The organism is Actinomadura sp. NPDC023710 (assembly GCF_040639875.1).
GTDB classification, from domain to species: Bacteria; Actinomycetota; Actinomycetes; order Streptosporangiales; family Streptosporangiaceae; genus Spirillospora; species Spirillospora citrea.
In genome coordinates this window covers 98,326-115,382 of record NZ_JBFAGB010000019.1, presented here as the reverse complement: position 1 = coordinate 115,382, position 17,057 = coordinate 98,326, and the positions used below count along the sequence as shown (strand labels likewise).

Genomic DNA, 17,057 nt, shown 5'->3' with positions numbered 1-17,057 from the left:
GCCGGATGCTCGCTTACGGTCATGCCCATGAGCGAGACACAGGGGACGCTGCCGCGTCCGAGCACCGCCCGGGCCGTGCGGCCGCCGCTGGTCGGGCGGCATCTGGCGCTGGTGTTCGCGGCCGCCTTCGCCACGCTGACGGGGTTCTTCCTGCTGTTCTCGGTCGTGCCGATGTACGCGGTGGACGGCGGCGCGGGCGGGGTCGGCGCCGGCCTCACCACGGGAGCGCTGATGCTGACGACGGTGCTCGCCGAACTCTCGCTGCCCCGGCTGCTCGACCGGTTCGGGCACCGGCGGGTGCTCGCGGCGGGGATCCTGCTGCTCGGGGCGCCCTCGCTGGCGCTGCCGTTCTCCTCGGCCATGGCGACGATCACCGTGGTGAGCCTGGTGCGCGGCCTCGGCTTCGCGGTGGCCGTGGTGGTGACGGGCGCGCTGGTCGCGGCGCTCGTCCCGGCGGAGCGGCGCGGCGAGGGGATCGGGGTGTTCGGGATCGTGGCCGGGGTGCCGTCGCTGCTCGCGCTGCCGCTCGGGGTGTGGCTGGCAGGCGAGGTCGGCTACACGCCGGTGTTCGTCGCGGGGGCGGTGGCCTCGCTCGCCGCGCTGGCGGTGCTGCCCGGCCTGCCGCGCAGGATCTCCGGCCCGGCCTCGTCGTCGCCGGCCCCTGAGCGGCCCTTCGGCATCGCCGCGGGCCTGCGGTCGGCGGCGCTGCTGCGCCCGGCCGTCGCGTTCGCCTCCACCGCAATGGCGGCGGGCATCCTGATCACGTTCCTGCCCGACGCCGTTCCCGCCGGGGTCGCGGCGGCGGCGCTGTTCGTCCAGCCGGCGGCCGCCACGCTCTCGCGCTGGTGGGCGGGACGGATCGGGGACCGGCACGGCGCCGCGCGGCTCCTCCTGCCCGCCGTGGCCGTCTCCGCGTCCGGCATCGCGCTGCTGTCCCTCGCGCCGAACACGGTCGCCGTCCTCGCCGCCATGGTGGTGTTCGGCGCGGGCTTCGGCGTCACGCAGAACGCGAGCATGACCGTGATGTTCGAGCGGGCGCCCGCGTCCGGCTACGGCACGGTCAGCGCGCTGTGGAACATCGGCTACGACGGCGGCATGGGCGTCGGCGGCGCCGCGTTCGGCCTCGCCGCCGCCGCGACCGGCTACCCGATCGCCTTCGCGCTCACCTCCGCCGTGATGCTCCTGGCCCTCCCCCTGGCGTTCTCCCGCCGTTCCGATTCCCGCCGTTCCGATTCCCGCCGCTCCTAGCCGAGGCGCGCGGCGATCCGGTCGACGTCGCCGCGCTCCGCCTCGGGCAGCGGCGCACCGGCGGCCGCCCGGGCCCGCGACGCGGCGGCCAGCGCCCGCGCGGCCTCCGCGCGGCGGCCGGCGAGGGAGAGCGCACCGGCCAGGCCCTCCTGCGCGAGCGCGACCGCGCGCGGGTGGCCGGTGGCGCGGGCCGCCGCCAGGCCCTCGGTGTGCAGGTCGAGCGCCCGGTCGGCGTCGCCCCGCAGTTCGGCGATGAACCCCAGCTCGGCCAGGAGGAACGCGAGGCCCGGGGCGCCGTCGATGTCGCGGCACCAGCCGAGCCAGCGGCGCAGGATCGCCTCGGCCTCGGCCAGGCGCCCGCGCCTGCGCGCCGCGAGGGCGAGGCCGATCTCGGCGAAGTGCTCCATCCGGCGGTGCGACTGGCGGACGGCCAGCCGCCTGCCGCGCTCGTGCAGGTCGTCGGCGCCGTCGAGGTCGCCTTCGAGCAGCGCGACGCGGCCGAGGCGGGCCAGCCGTCCGGACGCCTCCGCCCAGAGCCCGAGCTCCTCGGCGTCGCGCAGCCCGCTCTCGTGGAGGTCCCGCGCGCGGGCGTAGTCGCCGGTCACCTCCGCGACCAGGCCGAGCGTCTCGGTGGCCTGGAGCCGTCCCCACCGGTCGCCCGCCGTGCCGAACAGCCGCAGGGCCCGCTCGCCGTCGCACCGGGCCCGGGGGAGGTCACCGGCCGACAGCGCCTGCCCGGCCCGGACGGCGAGCGCCGCCGCCTCGCCCCAGGCGTCGGCGCGGGCGCGGAACCCGTCGAGCGCGCGGGCCGTGAGCGCGTCGATCGGCGCCAGGTCCCCGAACCCTCCCCGGACGAATCCGAGGAACCAGTGCGCCCACGGGTCGCCGTCGGCGGCCAGGGCCTCACGCACGCGCTCGTCGCGGTCCGCGCCGTCGCCGTCCAGCAGGGCGAACCCGGTGTGCCAGGTCCGCGCCCGGGCCGCGGACGCCGGGTCCGCCGCGCCCGGCACGGCGAGCGCCCGCTCGAACGCCCGGCGCGCCTCGCCGGCGCGGCCCCACAGGAACCAGGCCCAGCCCATGGCGTTGACCAGCCGCAGCGCGAGACCGGCGTCCCCGGCCCGGACGGCGCCGTCGAGGGCGGCCCGCAGGTTGCCGGTCTCCGCGCGCAACCGCCGCAGGGCGTCGCGCTGCCCCGGACCGCGCAGGTCGGCGCGTTCGGCCAGGCGGATGTAGTACTCGGCATGGCGGCGGCGCACCCGCTCGTCCTCGCCCGCCTCCCGGAGCCGCTCGGCGCCGTACGCGGCCACCGTTTCGAGCAGCCGGTACCGCGGTCCCTCTCCGGCCACGACGAGCGACCTGTCGACGAGGCCCGCGAGCGTCTCGACGTCGGCGCCGCAGACCGCCTCGGCCGCGTCGAGGGTGCAGCCGCCCGCGTGGACCGCCAGCCGCCGCAGCACCGCCCGCCCGCGCTCGTCCAGGGGCTCCCAGCTCCAGTCGATCAGGGCGCGGAGCGTCCGCTGCCGGGGCGGGGCGTCCCGGGCACCGGACGACAGCAGCCGGAAGCGGTCGTCCAGCCGTTCGGCCAGGCCGGCGAGGCCGAGCGCCCGTACCCGCGTCGCCGCCAGTTCCAGGGCCAGCGGGACGCCGTCGAGCCGGTCGACGATCGCCGCGATCGACTCGGTGCTCCGGGGTCCGGGCGCGATGCCCGCCCGCTCGGCGAGCAGCGCCGCGGCGGCCCCGGCGTCCAGCGGCGGGACGGTCCACAGCCGCTCCCCCGAGATCGCGAGCGGCTCCCGGCTCGTGGCGAGGACCCGCAGGTCCGCGACGTCCCGCAGCAGCGCCGCCGCCAGCCGAGCCACCGGTTCGGCCACGTGCTCGCAGTTGTCGAGGACCAGCAGCGCCCGCCTGCCGCCCAGCGCCTCGCCCAGCCGCGCGGCCGGTCCGCCGCCGGAGCCCGCGTCGTCGCGCAGCCCGAGCACCCCGGCGGTGAACGACGCCGCGTCGTCGGCGGACGCGCCCGCCTCCAGCCCCTCGTCGAGCCGCACGAGCCACACCTCGCCCGGGTCGCGCAGTCCGCGCGCGACCGCCACCGCGAGCCGGGTCTTGCCCACCCCGCCCATCCCGTGCAGCGTCACGAGCCGCGACTCCTCCAGCAGCGCGGTCAGCTCCCGGACGGCCGCGTCGCGGCCGATGAGGGGCGCCACGTCGGCCGGCAGGTTGCCCCGTGATCCAGCGACCGCCGGGTCGCGGCGGAGCATGGACGCGTGCAGGGCCGCCAGCGCGGGCGAAGGGTCCAGGCCCAGGTCGTCGCGCAGGCGGACGCGCAGGTCGTCGTAGGCGGCGAGGGCCTCGACGGGACGGCCCGCGCGGTAGAGGGCCCGCATGTGGGCCGCGCGCAGCCGTTCCCGGAACGGGTGCCGGACCACCGGTCCGCGCAGCTCGGCCGCCAGCGCCGCGTCCTCGCCCAGCTCCAGGCGGGCCTCGGCCTGCCCCTCCAGGGCCGCGAGGCGCAGTTCGTCCAGGCGGGCGATCTCGGGGGCGGCGAACGGCGCGTCGGCGAAGTCGGCGAACGCTGAACCGCGCCAGAGCGCCAGCGCCTCGGCGAACCGCGCGGCGCGAGGGGCCGGGCCGGGTTCGTCCGCAGCCCGCGCGGCGAGGTCCGCGAATTCGAGCGCGTCGGTCCGTGCGGCCAGCCGGTAGCCGGGCGGGCGGGTCTCGACCAGTGCCCGGGCGCCCGGTTCGGCGTCCTCCAGCGTCCGGCGCAGCTGGGAGACGCGGGCCCGCAGCGTCGCCGCCGGATCGGCGGGCAGCGCGTCGCCCCACAGGTCCTCGATGAGCCGGTCGGCGGGGACGGCGCTTCCGGCGTGCGCGAGGAGATCGGCCAGCAGCGTCCGCACCTTCCGGTCCGGGACCGGGACCGGACGGCCGTCCTCGGTCCGCACCTCCAGCGGACCGAGGACCCCGAAGCGCATGCACCCACCGTAATGCGGCCCGAACCTTTCCCGAACCTGCCTGCCGCAGGCTGGAGCCCTGCGAACGAGAGGATCGACATGATGACGACTTCCGTGACCGTGCTCGGGCTGGGGCTGATGGGAAGCGCGCTCGCCGAGGCGTTGCTGGAGGACGGGCGGACCGTGACCGTCTGGAACCGCTCGCGCGCCAAGGCCGAGCCGCTCGTGGCCAAGGGCGCGGTGGAGGCGGAGAGCGCCGCGGCGGCCATCTCGGCGAGCCCGCTGGTGATCGTGTGCCTGTCCGTGTACGCCAACGCCGAGGAGATCCTCGACGGCGGCGCGGCGGCCGGGCGCACGATCGTCCAGCTCACCAACGGAACGCCCCGGCAGGCGCGCGCCCTGGCCGGCCGGGCCGCCGGGCTCGGCGCCCGGTACGTGGACGGCGGGATCATGGCCGTCCCGCCGATGATCGGGCGGCCGGAGGCGCTGATCCTCTACAGCGGCGACGAGGAGGCGTTCGAGGAGCACCGCGAGACGCTCGCCGTGCTGGGCCGGCCGGAGTTCCTCGGCGCCGACCCGGGGCTCGCGCCGCTGTTCGACCTGGCCCTGCTGGACGCCATGTACGGCTTGATCGCCGGCTTCCAGCACGCCTTCGCGCTCGTGCGGTCGGAGAAGGCCGCGGCCACGGACTTCGAGCCGATGGCCACGGCGTGGCTGACCGCGATGATGGGCATGCTCCCCGAACAGGCCCGCGCCGTCGAGGCGGGCGACTTCGCCACCAGCGTCTCCAGCGTCGCGACCAGTCAGGTCGCGTTCCCCGGCCTGATCGAGACGAGCCGCGACCAGGGCGTGGACCCCGGGTACCTGCTCCCCCTGCGGGACCTGCTCGACCGCGCGGTCGAGCAGGGCCACGGCGAGGACGGCCTCGCCCGCCTGATCACCCTGCTGGAGCATCCCGCGCGGTAGCCGGGTCCGTTGCGAATTGGTGGAGTCTTCATTAACGGTTCGCTGGTCGTGCAGGGGGCGCGCCTACTCTCCCGCCATGCGCCGAACAGCAGCAGCACTCGCGACCGTCCTGACCGCCGGCCTCGCCGCCGGCGTCCAGACGGCCGCCGCGGCGGAGCCGTCCACCTGCGGCACCCCCGCCGACCACCAGATCGCCGAGGTCCAGGGCAGCGGCGGCGCGACCCCCCTCGCCGGGCAGACCGTCCGGGTCGAGGGGGTCGTGACCGCGGACTTCCAGCGCGCCGACCAGCTCAAGGGCTTCTTCGTCCAGGACCCGACGCCCGACGCGGACCCGCGGACCTCCGACGGGCTGTTCGTCTACTCGACCATCGAGGTCGCGGTCGGCGACCGGGTCCTGGTCACCGGCAAGGCCGTCGAGTACAACGGGCTCACCGAACTGTCGCCCGTCTCGGCCGTGGACGTGTGCGGCCAGGGGAAGGTCGCGTCCACGGCCGTCCGGCTGCCGCTCAAGGGCGCCGCGGGCAGGGAGCAGTACGAGGGCGTGCTGCTGGGGTTCGGCCAGCGGCTCACCGCCACCGAGACCTACCAGCTCGGACGGTACGGGCAGGTCACCGTCTCCGCCGGCGGCCGCCTCTTCCAGCCGACCGACGGGCACGGCTCCACCCAGGCGGGCAACGACGCGCGGCGGCTCCTCGTCGACGACGGGTCGAACGTGCAGAACCCGGCGACGATCCCGTACACCGATCCCCGCGTCCTGCGGATCGGGGACGCCACGACCGGGCTGACCGGCGTGCTCACCTACCAGTTCGGCGACTACGCGTTGCAGCCGACCAGGGCCGCGCGGTTCGACGACGAGAACCCGAGGCGGAGGCGGCCGCAGAAGGTGGGCGGTGACGTGCGCGTCGCCGGCTTCAACACGCTGAACTGGTTCACGACCCTGGACGAGCGCGGAGCGGACACGCCCGAGGAGCAGGAGCGGCAGCTCGCCAAGCTGACCGCCGCGCTGCGGGGCCTGGACGCCGACGTCGTCGGGCTGATGGAGGTCGAGAACAACGGCGACACCGCCGTCGGGGCGATCGTCGACCGGCTCAACCAGGCGGCGGGCGCCGGGACGTACGCGTGGGTGAGGCACCCGTACCCGGGGACGGACGAGATCCACGTGGCGCTCGTCTACCGGCCGTCGAAGGTCGCGCCGGTCGGTGACGCGCGCTCGTCGCGGGACCCGGTGTTCGACCGCCCGCCGCTGGTGCAGACGTTCCGCCCCCGTGCGGGCGGGACGGCGTTCACCATGATCGTCAACCATCTCAAGTCGAAGGGCTGCGACGGCGCCACCGGACCCGACCAGGACCAGGGCGACGGCCAGGGCTGCTACAACGCCCGCCGCGTGTCCCAGGCCGAGGCGGTCGGCGCGCTCGCGGCGGGCGTGCCGAACCCGCTCGTGATCGGCGACCTCAACGCCTACACAGCCGAGGACCCGGTGAAGGCGCTCACCGGCGCCGGGCTCGTCGGGCAGACGCAGCGGTTCGTCCGCCCGGACCAGCGGTACAGCTACGTGTTCGACGGGCAGTCGGGCGAGCTGGACCACGCGCTCGCGGGCAGAGCGCTGTCGCGGCGCGTGACCGGCGCGACGATCTGGCACGTCAACGGCGACGAGCCGGTGTTCCTCGACTACAACACCGAGTTCAACCCGCCCGCGTTCTACCGGCCGGACGCGTTCCGCTCCTCCGACCACGACCCCGTCCTGCTCGGCCTCGACCTGCGCTGAGCCGCTCCCTCGGGCCGGCCGCCGGAAAAGGGGCGGCCGGCCCTCTCGCGCGGCACGGTGACCGAGCGTATGATCCAGGTCACATTCCTAGAGATCGGTGCGCACATGACCGAAGCCGTGTCCGGCGCCGTCCCCGCCTCGCCCGCCGTTCCCCGTCTCGCATTCGGTATCGGCCCCGACGGGACCTACACCCGGTTCGGGCAGATCGTCGCCTTCGCCCTCGGCCTCCTCACGACGTTCGTGTTCCTGCCGCTGGTCGTGGTCGGCGCCCTCTTGTACACGCGGGCCGAAACCCGGTTCGGGGAGGACCCCGCGAGGTCCCGCACGCTGGTGAACTGGTCGTGGCTCAGCATCACGGCCCCCGTCCTGATCGCGGCCGTCGCGATCGTCGTCGTCGCCGCGCTGAAGGGCTAGCGGGAAGAGGACCGGCCCGGGACGGGTTGGCCACGGTATGACCGTGCGCCTCTCCGTCCTCGATCTCGCCCCCGTCGTCACCGGCTCCACGTCCGGCCAGGCCCTGCGCAACACGCTCGACCTGGCCCGGCACGTCGAGCGGCTCGGCTTCCACCGGTACTGGCTGGCCGAGCACCACGCGATGCCCGGCATCGCCAGCTCGGCGACCGCCGTGCTGATCGGACAGGTCGCGGCGGCGACCTCCCGGATGCGGGTGGGGTCGGGCGGGGTCATGCTGCCCAACCACGCGCCGATGGTCGTCGCCGAGCAGTTCGGGACGCTGGAGGCGCTGTACCCCGGGCGCATCGACCTCGGCCTCGGCCGCGCGCCCGGCACCGACCAGGCGACCGCGCGGGCGCTGCGCCGGTCCCCCGAGGCGCTGTCGGTCGACGACTTCCCCGAGCAGGTCGTCGAGCTGCGCAGCTACTTCGCCGCGGACGGCAAGGTCACCCCGGCCGCCGGGAACGAGCCGCCGGTGTGGCTGCTCGGATCCAGCGGGTACAGCGCGCGGCTCGCCGGCCTCCTCGGCCTGCCGTTCGCGTTCGCGCACCACTTCAGCGCCGAGAACACCGTGCCCGCGCTGACCCTGTACCGGCAGTCGTTCCGTCCCGGCGCGCTGGACGAGCCGTACTCGATGATCGGGGTGTCGGTGACGGCGTCCGACACCGACGAGCGGGCCCGCGAGCTGGCCGCGCCGCAGGCGCTGTCGTTCCTGCGGCTGCGGCAGGGGCGTCCGGGGCTGCTGCCGACGCCGGAGGAGGCCGCGTCGTACCCGTACACGCCGATGGAACGGCAGATGATCGACGCGCGGCTGGCCGACCAGGTCGTGGGCGGCCCGGACGCCGTCCGCAAGCAGCTGGACGAGCTGGTCGGCCGGACCGGGGTCGACGAGGTCATGGTGACCACGCAGGTCTTCGACCACGCCGACCGGCTGCGCTCCTACGACATCCTCGCCGACCTGTACCGGGAGAGCCTCGGCACGGCGTGACGCGGAACCGCGCGCCGGCGGTGAGGACCTCGCCCGACGCGCCGGGACCGCCGGCCTCCGAGCGAGACCGGCGAGCAGCGTCGCCGCGGATCAGCCCGCGAAGGCCGCCTCCAGGACGTCCAGGCCCTCGGTCAGCAGCTCCTCGGAGATGACGAGCGGCGGCAGGAAGCGCATCACGTTCCCGTAGGTCCCGGTCGTCAGCACGAGCAGGCCGTTCTCGTGGCAGCGGCGGGCCAGCCGCGCGGTCAGCTCGGGGTCGGGCTCCTTCGTCCCCTCCCGCACCAGCTCGATGGCGATCATCGCGCCGCGCCCGCGGACGTCCCCGATCGCCGGGTGCCGCGCGGCGAGGGCGCGCAGCCGGGGGAGCATGATCTCCCCGATCCGGCGGGCGCGCTCGGTGAGCTTGCCGTCCTCGATCTCCTGCAGGACGGCGAGCGCCGCCTCGCAGGCGAGCGGGTTGCCGCCGTAGGTGCCGCCGAGCCCGCCGCCGTGCACCTTGTCCATGATGTCGGCGCGCCCGGTCACGGCCGCCAGGGGCAGCCCGCCCGCGATGCCCTTCGCGGTCGCGACCAGGTCGGGGACGATCCCCTCGTGCTCGCAGGCGAACAGGTCGCCGGTCCGCGCGAAGCCCGTCTGCACCTCGTCGGCGATGAACAGGATGCCGTTCGCCCGGCAGAACTCGGCGAGCGCCGGCAGGAAACCGGGCGCGGGCTCGATGAACCCGCCCTCGCCCTGGATCGGCTCGATCAGCAGCGCCGCGACGTTCGTCGGGCCGATCTGCTTGGTGATCTGGTCGATCGCCTGCGCCGCCGCCTCCGGCCCGCAGTGATCCGGGCCGGTCGGCCACCGGTAGGGGTAGGCCAGCGGCATCCGGTAGACCTCGGGCGCGTACGGGCCGAACCCCTGCTTGTAGGGCATGTTCTTCGCGGTCAGCGTCATCGTCAGCAGCGTCCGGCCGTGGTAGCCGTGGTCGAACACCACGACCGCCTGCCGCCCCGTCGCGTACCGGGCGATCTTGACGGCGTTCTCCACCGCCTCGGCGCCGCTGTTGACCAGCAGGGAGCGCTTCTCGTGGTCGCCGGGCGTGATCCGGTTGAGGTTCTCGCACACCGCGACGTACGACTCGTACGGCGCGACCATGAAGCAGGTGTGGGTGAACCGGTCGGCCTGCGCCTTCACCCGCGCCGCGACCCGCGGGTTGGCGTTGCCGACGCTCGTGACCGCGATGCCGGAGCCGAAGTCGATCAGCGAGTTGCCGTCGGCGTCGACGACCACACCGCCGTCCGCGTCCGTCACGTACACCGGCAGGACGCTGCCGACACCGGGCGGCACCGCCGCGAGGCGCCGCTCGTGCAGGGCGCGGGAGCGCGGGCCGGGGATCTCGGTCACGACGCGGCGTTCCTGCGGCAGGCGGGAGCCGCTCGCGCCGAGGGTGGGGTCCTGGCTGGTCATGGCCTGAACATAAGCCTGGCGCCGCCTACGATGAACCGTACGGGACGGCGAAATCCGTCCAGCGAGGTAGACACTTTGCACAGGGATTGACATGCCGCCCACGTTGGCCGCCGTGGCCGCCCTTCCCCAGCTCGGACTACGGTCGCTCACCGGACCGCTCCCCGCGACCCCGGTCGTGTGGGTCGCGGTCAGCGAGCTGGAGGACCCGACCCCGTTCCTGGAGGGCGGCGAGCTGGTGCTGACCACCGGCATGCGGCTCACCGCCGCGAACGCCGGGGCCTATGTGTCCCGGCTGGTCGCGCGGGGCGTCGCCGGGCTCGGGTTCGCGGTCGGCGTCATCCACGAGACCGTCCCCGCCGAGCTGTTCGCCGCCGCCCGCGACCAGGGGCTCGTGCTGCTGGAGGTACCGCGCCCGACCCCGTTCATCGCGATCGGCAAGGCGGTCTCCCGGGTGCTCGCCGCCGAGTGGTACGAGGACGTGACCCGCGCGTTCCAGGCCCAGCGCGAGCTGACGCGGGCCGCTCTCACCGGCCCCGGCGCGCTGGTCGCCCGGCTCGCCCGGCTGCTCGGCGGGTGGGCGCTGCTGCTGGACGCGTCCGGTGACGTCCGGCACGCCGAACCCGCCCGTGCCCGCGACCGCGCCGGAGACCTCGCGCCCGAGCTGGCCCGGCTGCGGCACCGCCCGGACAAGGGCGGCCCCGCCGCGAGCGTCGCGCTGGCCGTCCCCGACGACCACGTCGTCGTGCAGCGCATCGGGCTGGGCGGGCGGCCGCGCGGATTCCTCGCGGTGGGCGCGGACGCGCCGCTCCCTCCCACGGCGCACACGATCGTGGGGGCCGCCGTGGCCCTGCTGACGCTCCAGTCGGAGACGCCGCGCACCGGGCGCGAGCTCCGGGCGTCGCTGGCGGCGCTGCTGCTCGGCCGCCCGGACGACGGCCCGGCGATCCCGCGCGGGCCCGTGCGGGTGATGGTCTGCGCCGGCGGGGCCGCCGTCCTGGACACGCTGGAGTCCGACGCGGCCGGGGCGCGGTGCCCGGCGGTGCCGCTCGGCGGGCGCATCGCCGTGATCGTGCCGGACGGGGCACTCGGGACGGTCGAACGGCTCCTCGCGGGCAGCGGCCCCATCGGCGTCAGCGACCCGGCCTCCGGGGACCTGCGGCCCGCGCTGCGGCAGGCGGAGGAGGCCCTCGCGGCGGCCGGGCGGTCGGGCCGGGACGTCCTGCACTACTCCCGGCTCCCCGGGCAGGGCGTGCTCGGGCTGATGGACCCCGGCCTCGCGCACGCCTTCGCCGACGCGCTCCTCGCCCCGCTCCGCGCGGAGGGGCTGGTCGAGACCGTCCGGGCCTACGTCGCGGCCAACGGGCAGGGGGAGGCGGCGGCGCGGGCGCTCGGCGTGCACCGGCACACGCTGCGGTCGCGGATGCGCAAGGCGGCCGAGCTCCTCGGGCGCGACCCGGACGATCCGGCCGTCCGCGCCGAACTGTGGATCGCGCTCGCCATCGCGTCCAACGTCGAGGAACGGATTGGACATCGTGGCGACTCCCAATCGAGCGCACCGCGGATACCGTGAAAAGCATGAACGTGACCCCATTCTGGCTGGCCGGCCGGCCCGAGACCGGTGACGGCGAGCTGACCGTTACGCATCCCTACGACGGCCGCGTGGTCGGGACGGCGGCGGTGCCGACGCCCGCGCAGGTGGAGGAGGCGGTCGCCGCGGCCGACGCCGTCCGCCGGGAGGCCGCGGCGCTGCCGCTGCACGTGCGGGCCGAGGCCCTCGCGCACGTGTCCGCGCGGCTCGCCGAGCGCGCCGAGGAGGTCGCCCGGCTGATCACCGGTGAGAACGGCAAGCCGCTGCTGTGGGCGCGCGGCGAGGTGACCCGCGCGATCTCCACGTTCCGGTTCGCCGCCGAGGAGGCCCGCCGCATCGCCGCCACGACGCAGCGGCTCGACACCGACCCGGCCGCCGAGGGCCGGATGGCCTACATCACCCGCGTGCCGAAGGGACCGGTGCTCGGCATCTCGCCGTTCAACTTCCCGCTGAACCTCTCCGCCCACAAGATCGCGCCGGCGATCGCCGCGGGCGCGCCGATCGTCCTCAAGCCAGCCCCCGCCACGCCGCTGTCGGCGCTGCTGCTCGGCGAGCTGCTGGCCGAGACCGACCTGCCCGCCGGGATGTTCTCGGTCCTGCCGGTGCCAAACGACCGGGCCTCCGCCCTGGTCGACGACCCGCGGCTGCCGATCGTGTCGTTCACCGGCTCCGTGCCGGTCGGCTGGGCGATCAACGACCGGGCGCCGCGCAAGCACGTCACCCTCGAACTCGGCGGCAACGGCGCGGCCGTGGTCCTGCCTGACGCCGACCTCGACTGGGCCGCCAAGCGGATCGGGCTGTTCGCCAACTACCAGGCCGGGCAGAGCTGCATCGCCGTCCAGCGCGTCTACGTGGACCGGACCGTCCTCGACGCGTTCCTGCCGAAGCTGGTCGACACGGTCTCCACCCTCGTCACCGGTGACCCGTGGGACGACAAGACCCAGGTCGGCCCGCTGGTCAACGAGGAGGCAGCCGAGCGCGTCGAGGCCTGGGTGGACGAGGCCGTCGCCGCGGGCGCGCGCATCCTCACCGGCGGCACCCGCGAGGGCGCCGCGTACGCGCCGACCGTCCTCGCCGACGTCCCGCCCGACTCCAAGATCGCCCGCGAGGAGGTCTTCGGGCCGGTCGTGTTCGTCCAGCCGGTGGACGGGGCCGACGAGGCGTTCGCCCTCGTCAACGACTCCAAGTTCGGCCTCCAGGCGGGCGTGTTCACCCGGAGCCTGGACGTGGCGTTCCGCGCCCACCGCGAGCTGGACGTGGGCGGCGTCGTGATCGGCGACGTCCCGTCCTACCGCGCCGACCAGATGCCCTACGGCGGCGTGAAGGACTCCGGCGTGGGCCGCGAGGGGCTCCGGTCGGCGATCGCCGACTACACCGAGGAGAAGGTCATGATCCTCACGGGCCTGCCCCTCTAGCCCCGGCCCCGGGGCCCCGCGTACAGCCCGGTGCGCAGGGCCCCGGCCGCCTCGGACGCCGCCTCCCGGAACCGCCCGCCCAGGGACCACATGTTCGCGAACCCGTGGATGAGGTCCTCCTGCCGCCTCAGCGCGACGGGCACGCCGGCCTTCCGCAGCCGCTCGGCGAACTCCTCCCCCTCGTCCCGCAGCGGGTCGAACCCGGCGGTGACGAGGTAGGTGGGCGGGAAGCCGGCGAGATCGTCGAAGAGCAGCGGCGAGGCGGCCGGCTCGGCGCGCCGCGCCTCCGGGCAGTAGTGGTCGCTGAACCACGTCATGTCGTCGTCGGTCAGGTAGAACCCGTCGGCGAACAGGTCCCGCGACCGCCGCAGGACGGACATGTCGATCGCCGGGTAGTACAGCAGCGCGAAGTCCGGCGTCCGCCGGGCCTGCACCGCCACGACCGCCGCGAGGTTGCCGCCGGCGCTGTCGCCCCCCACCGCGACGGCCCCCGGGTCGGCGCCGAGGTCGCCGGCGTGGGCCGCCGCGTACTCGTAGGCGGCCAGCGCGTCATCGGTCGCCGCCGGGTACGGGTGCTCGGGCGCGAGCCGGTAGTCCACCGACAGCACCCGCACCTCCGCGTGCACGGCGAGGTACCGGCACACCGTGTCGTGCGTGTCGAGGCTCCCGATGACCCAGCCGCCGCCGTGGTAGAAGACGAGGAGCGGCGACCCCTCCGCGAGGCCCTTCGGCGTGTAGAGCCGCGCCGGCACGCCGTCCGCGTCCACCTTCCGCGTCCGGACCGGCCGCGCCGGCACCCTCGGAAGGTACGACTGCCCACGGGCGATCCCCCGCCGCGCGTCCTCGACCGTGCCTCCGGCCAGCCTCCGCTCGCCCTCCAGCCGCATCATCGTCAGCAGGAGTTGCGCGTCCAGCGCGAGTCGCTGCCCGTCCCGCCGCACCGGCGTCCCGGCGATGAGCCGCTTCACCGGCCCCGGCAGCGCGAACACGGCGCGGAGCACGGCCCCGGTCACCCCCGGCGGCACCTTCTCGGTCAACGACGCCACACCAGCCTCCAGCCCTCGGGTCCCGCACACCGTACTCCCCAGTAGCCCTCGGGGCCCATCCCCTCCCCGGGGGCCGCGGGCACACCGGCGCGGGCCGCCGGAAACCCCCGCCCGCAAAGGGCTCTGGCATCCGGGCGGGAGTGGCTAGGATCGTCGCGGCCCTGTGGCGGTGGGTGACGGGAGCGGTGGATGCAGCGGATCTGGAAGATGCTGACGGCCTACGTCGACGTGGCCGTCGCGTTCGCCCTCGCGGTCGTCATCCTCGGCCTGGACATCGCCGGGATCGCCTCGACCAAGGTCGTGCAGAGCGCCACCATGGCGACGCTGGCCGTGGTCTCCATCGTGCTCCTGCGCGACCGCGCCCGCAGCGACACCCGCGGCATCGAGGTGCAGAAGTCGGTCGAGGCCCTGCAGAAGCAGCTGGACGTGCGGGTCATCAGCGGGACCGAGTGCAACCGCGTCCTGACCGAGGCGCGCCGCACCACCGACCGCTGGGTCTTCCGGGGCGGGACGGGCGCCTTCATCCGCGCGGTCACGCTCCCCGAGTGCGTGGCGACCGCCCGGCCGCTGCGGCGCAGGCTGGACTTCCGGCTGGAGATCCTCGACCCCATGGACCCGGACCTGTGCCGCGAGTACGTCCGGCTGCACCAGCGGCTGGCGACCGATTCCGACAGCCCCGAGCAGACCTGGACGGTGGAGGAGACCCGCCGCGAGCTGTTCGCGACGATCCTCGCGGCGGCCTGGCACCAGCAGCGCTACGAGCTCCTCGACATCGACGTGCGGCTCTCCTCGGCCTACTCGCTGCTGCGCTACGAGCTGTCGACGAGCTGCCTCATCTTCACCCAGCGGGGCCCCGAGTTCCCCGCCCTGGTGATCAACAGCGGCACGCCGACGTACCTGTCCTGGGAGACGGAGCTGCACGTCAGCTTCCAGCAGGCCAGACGGCTGCCGCTGCACTCGCTGCGGAACACGCAGCTGAGCCGCGTCCCGAGCGCCGAGGAGATCCGGTCCGTCTTCCGGACGCTCGGGATCGAACTGCCCGCCGACTACACCGACGACAGCCTCGACGACCTCTGCACCCTCGCCCTCGCCTCCCCCGACCCCTACGCCTGAGCCCCCGGTCCTCTCGGCTGAGACCGGGTGGGCGCAGACGTGGGCTTTCGCATGGACGAGGGTGATCGTCACGGCCACTTCGCGGACCGGGGCGGCGTCTCAAGACGCGCGCGTCCGGCGGCGCCAGTAGGCGAGCGTGACGGCGGCGAGCAGCGGTCCCCACGCCAGCAGCGGCGCGTAGGCTACGGCACCGAGCACGCCCTGCCAGTCGTGGAAGTGGATGGGGAAGTCGTCGGGCAGCGGGCGCCCCTGGATGTTCTTCTGGAACACCAGGCAGTTCACGACGGAGGCCGTCCACATCGGGGTCAGGATCGCCGCACCCGCGAGGCCCGGGACCACGGCGACCGTGATCGGCACGCGCCGTCCCCGCAGGCCCGGCACCCACCGCGGGAACACCTCGCCCCAGCCGGCGACCAGGCCGACCGCGGTGAACGCCACCACCTCCGACACGATCGACAGCAGCACCACGTACGCCTCCAGCGGCACCCAGCCGGGAAGGTCACCGCCTGCGGCCTCCGCATCCAGGCCGTTGCCGCTGAGGATCGGCAGGTGGAAGGCGAAGGCGGCGATCCGCCACAGCCCGGCCGGCAGGACGGTGAACGGGACGGCCATCGCCGCGATCCGCGCCCAGCGCGGGACTCCGGCGACCGGCGCGTGCGCGGAGGCCCAGCCCGCGCGCAGCCGCGCGAACGGGACCGGTGGTGTGCTCACAAGGGTCATGGGCCCACCCTCGCGCCCGCCCCGGCCCGCATTGATCACCCGCGGGCACCACCGTCCTCCCCCGTACGGGGGAATCCCACGTCGCCAGGTGTCGAGCAGTGCTCCCGGAACCGCTGTGCTTCGGTGGGGGTCATCGCCGCTCACCCGGCGCGCCCGCGTCCCCGCTGTGGAGAATTTCGTGGTCCCAGCGTCCTGGCGGCTGGGTGTGCAGGCGCCAGTAGTGCTCGGCTATGTCGTCGGGGTCGAAGGCGGTGCCGGGTGCGACGGGTCCGTCCACGGTGATGCTGGCGGCGTGCACTCCGGAGGGCCCGTACCGCTGGTCCAGCAGTGTCACCAGCGTCCGGACCGCGGCCTTGCCGAGGGAGAGGCTCAGGTACTCCGGTTTGGGGTCGGGCATGCCGCCGGTGATGAGGAATGAGCCGCCGCCGCGTTCGGCCATGGCGGGCAGCAGGTGCGCGGCGGTGGTGTGCGCGCCGACCACGTTCACCGCGTACGCGTTCAGCAGGTCGCGTGCCGACAGGTCGTCGGTGGTGTCGGGACGGATCACCGCGGCGTTGTAGACGGCGACGTCGGGTGGGCCCAGTTCGCGGGCCGCCTGGTCGAGGGCGGCGCGCAGCGCGTCCTCGTCGGTGACGTCGGCGGTGGCGGTGACGACCCGGACGCCGCCGGGCGCGACCTCGGCGACGGCTTCGGCTACGGTCTGCACGGTGGTGCGGCTGCGGGCGACCAGGGCGACGGGCAGACCCTCGCCGGCGAAGCGGCGGGCCACGGCCCGTCCGATTCCCGGGCCGGCACCAACGATCACTGCTCCGGGCATGGACCTCTCCTCGACTGGTCGGTGGGGGATGGTGGGACGATCGACGATGTGACGGGTCGACGATGGGACGGTAGGGCGTCACATCAATGTGAGGGTCAAGCTCGGGGAGGGGCGGTATGCGGATCGGTGATCTGTCGGCGGCGACCGGGGTGAGCCGGCGGTTGCTGCGCTACTACGAGGAGCAGGGCCTGCTGCGACCCCTGCGGTCGGCCAACGGCTACCGTCAGTACGCGCCTTCGGACGTCGTCGCCGTGCGCCATGTCCGCGCGCTGCTCGCCGCGGGGCTGCCCACCGCGGTCATCGCGCGATTTCTGCACTGCCTGCACGACGGTGACGAGGGCCCGGTGCCCGCTTCGTGTCCGAGCATGGTCGCCGACCTGCGCGGGGAGAGCGACCGCATCGCCGGGATGATCACCCGGCTCCAGTCCTACCAGCAGGCCCTTCACACTCTACTCGCCGCCGCGCAGCGCCCGGCGGACGGAGCACCGGGCAGCTAGGGCCTGTCTCGAAGTGGCCTCGGCCGCACGCGCGAACG

14 protein-coding genes are annotated in these 17,057 nt (G+C 75.0%); 9 read left to right on the top strand and 5 right to left on the bottom strand.

The window, feature by feature from the left end:
- Positions 1–27: 27 nt before the first annotated feature.
- Positions 28–1,248: an MFS transporter gene (locus AB0H37_RS22830; RefSeq protein WP_360614961.1), complete on the top strand. Its 1,221-nt coding sequence runs from the start codon at positions 28–30 to the stop codon at positions 1,246–1,248.
- Here the strand turns inward: AB0H37_RS22830 and AB0H37_RS22825 are convergent.
- Positions 1,245–4,220 (bottom strand): BTAD domain-containing putative transcriptional regulator, encoded by a 2,976-nt coding sequence (locus AB0H37_RS22825; RefSeq protein ID WP_360614959.1) that lies wholly within the window; start codon positions 4,218–4,220, stop codon positions 1,245–1,247. The genes AB0H37_RS22830 and AB0H37_RS22825 overlap by 4 nt on opposite strands.
- A 78-nt stretch (positions 4,221–4,298) precedes the next feature.
- On the opposite strand from AB0H37_RS22825, the gene AB0H37_RS22820 reads away from it, so the two are divergent.
- The 4 genes from AB0H37_RS22820 to AB0H37_RS22805 all read left to right on the top strand — a co-directional run bounded on the left by AB0H37_RS22820 (position 4,299) and on the right by AB0H37_RS22805 (position 8,371).
- The gene (locus AB0H37_RS22820; protein WP_360614957.1) at positions 4,299–5,165 is read left to right on the top strand and encodes an NAD(P)-binding domain-containing protein; all 867 of its coding nucleotides are present in this window, start codon (positions 4,299–4,301) and stop codon (positions 5,163–5,165) included.
- Between the two features lie 76 nt (positions 5,166–5,241).
- On the top strand, positions 5,242–6,930 hold the full coding sequence (locus AB0H37_RS22815) for an ExeM/NucH family extracellular endonuclease (RefSeq protein WP_360614956.1): 1,689 nt from the start codon (positions 5,242–5,244) through the stop codon (positions 6,928–6,930).
- A gap of 105 nt (positions 6,931–7,035) precedes the next feature.
- Positions 7,036–7,344 carry a hypothetical protein gene (locus AB0H37_RS22810; RefSeq protein WP_329087195.1) on the top strand — a complete coding sequence of 103 codons (309 nt, stop codon included), beginning with the start codon at positions 7,036–7,038 and terminating at the stop codon, positions 7,342–7,344.
- Positions 7,345–7,381: 37 nt separating this feature from the next.
- Positions 7,382–8,371: an LLM class flavin-dependent oxidoreductase gene (locus AB0H37_RS22805; RefSeq protein ID WP_329087193.1), complete on the top strand. Its 990-nt coding sequence runs from the start codon at positions 7,382–7,384 to the stop codon at positions 8,369–8,371.
- 90 nt (positions 8,372–8,461) lie between these two features.
- Here AB0H37_RS22805 and gabT read toward each other — a convergent pair whose 3' ends face one another.
- Positions 8,462–9,823 (bottom strand): 4-aminobutyrate--2-oxoglutarate transaminase, encoded by a 1,362-nt coding sequence (gene gabT / locus AB0H37_RS22800; protein ID WP_360614954.1) that lies wholly within the window; start codon positions 9,821–9,823, stop codon positions 8,462–8,464.
- 91 nt (positions 9,824–9,914) lie between these two features.
- Between gabT and AB0H37_RS22795 the strand changes: the two genes are divergently transcribed.
- Positions 9,915–11,393, top strand: coding sequence for a PucR family transcriptional regulator (locus AB0H37_RS22795; RefSeq protein ID WP_329087189.1), 1,479 nt, complete (start codon positions 9,915–9,917; stop codon positions 11,391–11,393).
- Positions 11,394–11,398: 5 nt separating this feature from the next.
- On the top strand, positions 11,399–12,826 hold the full coding sequence (locus tag AB0H37_RS22790; protein WP_329087187.1) for an aldehyde dehydrogenase family protein: 1,428 nt from the start codon (positions 11,399–11,401) through the stop codon (positions 12,824–12,826).
- Here AB0H37_RS22790 and AB0H37_RS22785 read toward each other — a convergent pair.
- Complete coding sequence (locus AB0H37_RS22785) at positions 12,823–13,872, bottom strand: alpha/beta hydrolase (protein ID WP_360614951.1); 1,050 nt, start codon at positions 13,870–13,872, stop codon at positions 12,823–12,825. The two genes, AB0H37_RS22790 and AB0H37_RS22785, sit on opposite strands and share 4 nt — an antisense overlap.
- 189 nt (positions 13,873–14,061) lie before the next feature.
- On the opposite strand from AB0H37_RS22785, the gene AB0H37_RS22780 reads away from it, so the two are divergent.
- The gene (locus AB0H37_RS22780; protein ID WP_329087185.1) at positions 14,062–14,985 is read left to right on the top strand and encodes a hypothetical protein; all 924 of its coding nucleotides are present in this window, start codon (positions 14,062–14,064) and stop codon (positions 14,983–14,985) included.
- Between the two features lie 99 nt (positions 14,986–15,084).
- Here AB0H37_RS22780 and AB0H37_RS22775 read toward each other — a convergent pair whose 3' ends face one another.
- Together AB0H37_RS22775 and AB0H37_RS22770 are read right to left on the bottom strand one after the other, a co-directional pair.
- The gene (locus AB0H37_RS22775; RefSeq protein WP_329087183.1) at positions 15,085–15,705 is read right to left on the bottom strand and encodes a hypothetical protein; all 621 of its coding nucleotides are present in this window, start codon (positions 15,703–15,705) and stop codon (positions 15,085–15,087) included.
- 130 nt (positions 15,706–15,835) lie between these two features.
- A complete protein-coding gene (locus tag AB0H37_RS22770; protein ID WP_360614949.1) occupies positions 15,836–16,522 on the bottom strand; it encodes an SDR family NAD(P)-dependent oxidoreductase in 687 nt (228 codons plus the stop codon).
- A 116-nt stretch (positions 16,523–16,638) separates the two neighbouring features.
- On the opposite strand from AB0H37_RS22770, the gene AB0H37_RS22765 reads away from it, so the two are divergent.
- Positions 16,639–17,019, top strand: a complete 381-nt coding sequence (locus AB0H37_RS22765; protein WP_329087180.1) for a MerR family transcriptional regulator — start codon at positions 16,639–16,641, stop codon at positions 17,017–17,019.
- The last annotated feature ends 38 nt before the right edge of the window (positions 17,020–17,057 follow it).